Origin of the sequence: Planktotalea sp. (assembly GCF_049680325.1) — a bacterium.
Lineage (GTDB): Bacteria > Pseudomonadota > Alphaproteobacteria > Rhodobacterales > Rhodobacteraceae > Planktotalea.
Genome location: NZ_JBAUHO010000354.1, coordinates 1 through 4,677, shown reverse-complemented (window position 1 = coordinate 4,677; position 4,677 = coordinate 1). Strand labels below are relative to the sequence as shown.

Sequence of the window (4,677 nt, the reverse complement as noted above, 5' to 3'; positions counted from 1 at the left end):
TCTGTGGCACGCATCTCTAGGCGCAAAGTATCCGTAAGCCCTTCAAGCGCGAACTTGCTTGCACTGTAAGCCGCGCGCCATTTCATTGTCACAAGGCCCAGAACAGACGAGCAATTGACAATGCGCCCATGCCCTTGCGCGCGCATAACGGGAATGACGGCGCGGGTTAGGTCGTGCACACCAAAGACATTACACTCGAATATCTCGCGCAGACCGTCGCGGGGCAGGTCTTCAACCGCGCCGGGTAGCGCATAAGCGCCATTGTTGAACAGGGCATCAAGGGTGCCGCCCGTTGCCGCAAGAACCTCATCCAAACCGCTTCGAATACTCGCAGGGTCGGTGTAGTCGATCAACGGGCTGTCAAAGCCCTCGCTTTTCAAGCGGGCGCAATCTTCATCTTTTCGACATGCGGCAAAGACCCGCCAGCCAGCAGCGCGCATGCCGTGGGCGCAGTCATAGCCGATGCCGGATGAACAGCCGGTGATAAGTATAGATCGTTGCATAAGAAAAGCCTGCCCTTGAATAGAAGGGCAGGCTTAACACGCGGAAAAAGGCGTGCAATCAGTTATTGGATGCAGTTAGCAAGAAATCGGCCATCCAACCGACACGGCCGCTATCAGTGACGCGCAGCTTGACCCATCCGTCACCGGGATCTTGCAGGATTTCGACCTGCTCACCATTTGTCAGCTTGGCAACGACGTTGAACTTCTGGCCCGGCCCGTTGCGCATATTTACGCGGGCGGCAGTGACTTCGCGAATATCGTTGGCTGTCGTTTCTTCGATCGCGGCTTCTGCGACCTCTTCAGATACAATTTCTTCGGCCTTGTCTGTTTCCAGAGCGGCGGTGACAGCCGCGATAGCTTCATCCGTTTGGGATTCTGGCTTGGCGATCGTCGCGCTAGCGCTCGCAAGAACAATTTGTGGCTTTGGCGCTGGAGCTGCCAGAAGCTGCTCTGCCTTGGCTTCGGCAAGGCGGGTTTCTTCCGCCGCTTTTTCCAGAGCAAGCGCTGCGCGTTTTTCCTGTGCAATCGGAACGAACTCGTCGCCGCCGCTCATTTCGTAGAACGCGAAACCCAAAAACGCGAATGTAATTACGATGATCTTACCCATGATCCCCCCGGATACTGACAAAACATTGCGCGTAAACTGCTCGGTGCGCCTCTGTAGGTATCTCTATACCCGATTCTATTGGATTGAGACAGTGAAACGAACATATTTTTTCCCCGTTGCCGGATAACTTATCCACAGGTTGGAAACGCTTCGTGGCTTGCCGCCTCAGTCTGCTCCCGCTAAAAGCGCGACATGAGCGAGAATACCAAAGATAATGCACCGATTGTCCCTGATCTAAGCGAGCCGCTGCGCCGTGCGCTTGGCGATCGGTATCTGACCTATGCGCTCTCGACGATTATGCACCGCGCGTTGCCGGATGCCCGCGATGGCCTAAAGCCGGTTCACCGCCGTATCCTTTTCGCGATGCGCGAACTCAAGCTGTCCTCAACGGGCGGCTTTCGTAAGTCGGCAAAGATTTCAGGTGACGTGATGGGGAATTACCACCCGCACGGTGACGCTGCGATCTATGATGCTATGGCGCGTCTCGCCCAGGATTTTAACGTGCGATATCCGCTCGTGGACGGGCAAGGCAACTTCGGTAATATCGACGGCGATAACCCCGCCGCCAGCCGTTATACAGAAGCGCGCATGACCTCTGCCGCCGAAGCCCTGCTTGAAGGTCTGGCCGAGAACGCCGTAGATTTTCGCGAAAACTATGATGGCACGCTGACGGAACCCGTTGTTCTGCCTGCCAGCTTTCCCAACCTTTTGGCCAATGGCTCTAGCGGTATTGCGGTGGGCATGGCGACGAACATCCCGCCACACAACATCGCAGAACTTTGCGATGCTTGCCTGCATTTGATAAAAACCCCTGATGCGCGCGACGACACGCTGCTCAATTTCGTGCCGGGCCCCGATTTTCCTACCGGCGGCACTATCGTCGAGCCGAAAGAGAATATCGCAGAGGCCTATCGCACCGGCCGCGGTTCTTTCCGCCTGCGCTGTAAATATGAGGTCGAAGACCTCGGGCGCGGACAATGGCAGATCGTTGTTACCGAGATTCCCTATCAGGTTCAGAAGTCCAAGCTGATCGAAAAGATCGCGGAGCTGATCCAGAACAAGAAAATTCCGATCCTTGGCGACATACGCGACGAAAGCGCAGAAGACGTGCGCATCGTGCTTGAGCCCCGCTCAAAGAACGTCGAGCCGGAAATCTTAATGAACATGCTTTATCGTTCATCCGATCTGGAGATACGCTTCTCGCTCAATATGAACGTGTTGATTGACGGATTGACGCCAAAGGTCTGTTCGATGAAGGAAGTGCTGCGCGCCTTCCTGGATCACCGCCGCAATGTTCTGATCCGCCGCTCGACGCATCGGATGGAAAAGATCGACCACCGCCTTGAGGTGCTGGAAGGTCTAATCATTGCCTTCCTCAATCTGGACCGCGTGATTGATATCATCCGCTATGACGACGATCCCAAAGCCGCATTGATGCGCGAGGATTGGGGCCGTACCTTTGTACGAGCGATGAGCGAAAAGGATTATGTTGGCCCGCCAGCAGGTGAGGGCGAGCTAACCGAAGTGCAAGCCGAAGCTATCCTCAACATGCGCCTACGCTCGTTGCGCCGTCTTGAAGAGATGGAGCTAAAACGCGAGCGCGACGCCTTGATGGAGGAACGCGCTGGGCTGGATGATCTGTTGAACAGCGGCGATCTACAATGGAACCGCATTGCCGATCAAATTCGCGAAACCAAAAAGCAATTTGGCAAGGATCATCCTGCTGGTGCGCGCCGCTCACAATTTGCCAAAGCTGGCGAAATTGAAGACGTACCGCTGGAAGCAATGATCGACCGCGAACCGATTACGGTGGTTTGCTCTCAGATGGGCTGGATCAGGGCCATGACTGGCCATATTGATCTAACCCGCGAGCTGAAATTCAAAGACGGTGACGGGCCGCGCTTTGTGTTCCATGCTGAAACCACGGATCGCCTGTTGGTCTTTGGCTCAAACGGGCGTTTCTATACGATTTCTTCTGCCAACTTGCCCGGTGGGCGCGGTATGGGCGAACCTTTGCGTCTTATGGTGGACCTGCCGAACGAGGCCGAGATCGTTGATCTGTTCATTTATAAAGCGGGCCGCAAACTCATCGTTGCATCGGATGCAGGGGACGGTTTTGTCGTGCCAGAAGATGATGTCGTTGCGCAGACCCGTTCAGGCAAACAAGTGCTTAATGTGCGCGGTGAGACCCGTGCGCGGGTCTGCAAGCCTGTGACAGGTGACAGTGTCGCCGTCGTCGGGGAAAACCGCAAAGTACTAGTCTTCGCGCTAGAAGAGCTTCCCGAAATGGGCCGCGGGAAAGGCGTGCGTTTGCAGAAATACAAAGACGGCGGAATGTCTGACATCACAACCTTTGCTGCCAGCGAAGGTCTGACATGGCTGGATCCCGCTGGCCGCACGCGCACCGAAACAGAATTGTCCGAATGGCAAGGTAAACGGGCGGGCAGCGGGCGCATGGCTCCGCGCGGGTTCCCGCGCGACAATCGCTTTACCTGACAGCGCGATTGATCTTAACTCTGCGCTAGGATAGCACAACGCGGCTGCTATAGGGGTTTTCCATGTTTCGATTCTGTGCCTTGCTCGTCCTCGCATTTGGGCTGAGCGCCTGTGAAGATATTTCCGATTTGTCCAAAGCACCTTCGCCGATTGGTGAATTTTCTTTAGGCCATAATGTCGTTGTTGCGCCAAATCTGGTCATGGGCCCCGCCTCGCGGGAAGCGTCAAGCGATGCATGGATCGCCGCGGTTTCCAAAGCCGTTGACGAGCGTTTTTCGCGCTATGATGGCGAGCAACTCTATCACTTCGGCATTTCGCTGGAAGGCTACGTGCTTGCGCAACCCGGTTTGCCAATTGTGTTGTCCCCAAAATCGGTTCTGATTCTCAAACTCACTGTTTGGGATGACGCTGCGGGCACAAAACTGAACGACAAACCCGAGCAAATCACCGTTCTTGAAACCCTTGATGGCGATACGATCGTAGGCTCTGGGCTAACCAAAACGGCAGAAGAGCAGATGGAGACCCTCGCAGAGAACAGCGCAAAGCTGATCCAGCGCTGGATTACCCGCCAACACCGCTCCGAGCTTTGGTTCAAGCGAAAAGCGGGTCCAGCGGCGCCAGAAGAAGCGGTCGAAAAGGCTGCGGAAGAGGTGGCTCCAGCGCGCAAGAAAGCCACAAAAGCAGTGGCAACTGCCGCCAAGGCGACAAAGAGCGACGCTGAAGATGCTGTCGTAGCTGCAACATCCAACTGATACTTGATTTTTATCTGCGAAGCCAATATGTGCGCGGCAGAGAAATTCGGGTTCCGTTTTGAACCCTCCAAACAAGTGAGGCTCCGCTATGGGCAAGGAAAAGTTTGAACGCAATAAACCACACGTCAACATCGGCACAATCGGCCACGTTGACCACGTTAAAACAACGCTGACAGCTGCGATCACAAAGCTGTTTGGCGATTTTCAGGACTATGCGTCGATCGACTCTGCCCCTGAAGAGCGCGCACGCGGCATCACCATCTCTACAGCGCACGTCGAGTACGAGACAGAGTCCCGTCACTACGCGCACGTTGACTGC

Annotated in this window: 5 protein-coding genes; 3 read left to right on the top strand and 2 right to left on the bottom strand. The window is 55.3% G+C overall.

What is annotated here, in order from left to right; all coding sequences use genetic code 11:
• Nucleotides 1-503: SDR family NAD(P)-dependent oxidoreductase (locus tag WBC85_RS15775; protein ID WP_424439439.1), on the bottom strand; the 503-nt coding region annotated here is incomplete at its 3' end.
• A gap of 58 nt (nucleotides 504-561) precedes the next feature.
• Complete coding sequence (locus WBC85_RS15770) at nucleotides 562-1,110, bottom strand: SH3 domain-containing protein (protein ID WP_424439436.1); 549 nt, start codon at nucleotides 1,108-1,110, stop codon at nucleotides 562-564.
• Between the two features lie 192 nt (nucleotides 1,111-1,302).
• Here WBC85_RS15770 and WBC85_RS15765 point away from each other — a divergent pair, with 192 nt between their 5' ends.
• From WBC85_RS15765 to WBC85_RS15755, 3 genes are all read left to right on the top strand, one after another.
• Entirely contained in the window at nucleotides 1,303-3,606 is a 2,304-nt protein-coding gene (locus WBC85_RS15765; RefSeq protein WP_424439433.1) for a DNA topoisomerase IV subunit A, read from the top strand.
• 62 nt (nucleotides 3,607-3,668) lie between these two features.
• A complete protein-coding gene (locus WBC85_RS15760; protein WP_424439430.1) occupies nucleotides 3,669-4,358 on the top strand; it encodes a hypothetical protein in 690 nt (229 codons plus the stop codon).
• An 88-nt stretch (nucleotides 4,359-4,446) separates the two neighbouring features.
• The coding region (locus tag WBC85_RS15755; RefSeq protein ID WP_424439427.1) for a GTP-binding protein at nucleotides 4,447-4,677 on the top strand (231 nt) is incomplete at its 3' end.

What these genes read in the sequence shown, in the direction of transcription:
- WBC85_RS15770 (WP_424439436.1), bottom strand. Translation starts at nt 1,110, where the DNA reads ATGGGTAAGATCATCGTAATTACATTCGCGTTTTTGGGTTTCGCGTTC.
- WBC85_RS15765 (WP_424439433.1), top strand. Translation starts at nt 1,303, where the DNA reads ATGAGCGAGAATACCAAAGATAATGCACCGATTGTCCCTGATCTAAGC.
- WBC85_RS15760 (WP_424439430.1), top strand. Translation starts at nt 3,669, where the DNA reads ATGTTTCGATTCTGTGCCTTGCTCGTCCTCGCATTTGGGCTGAGCGCC.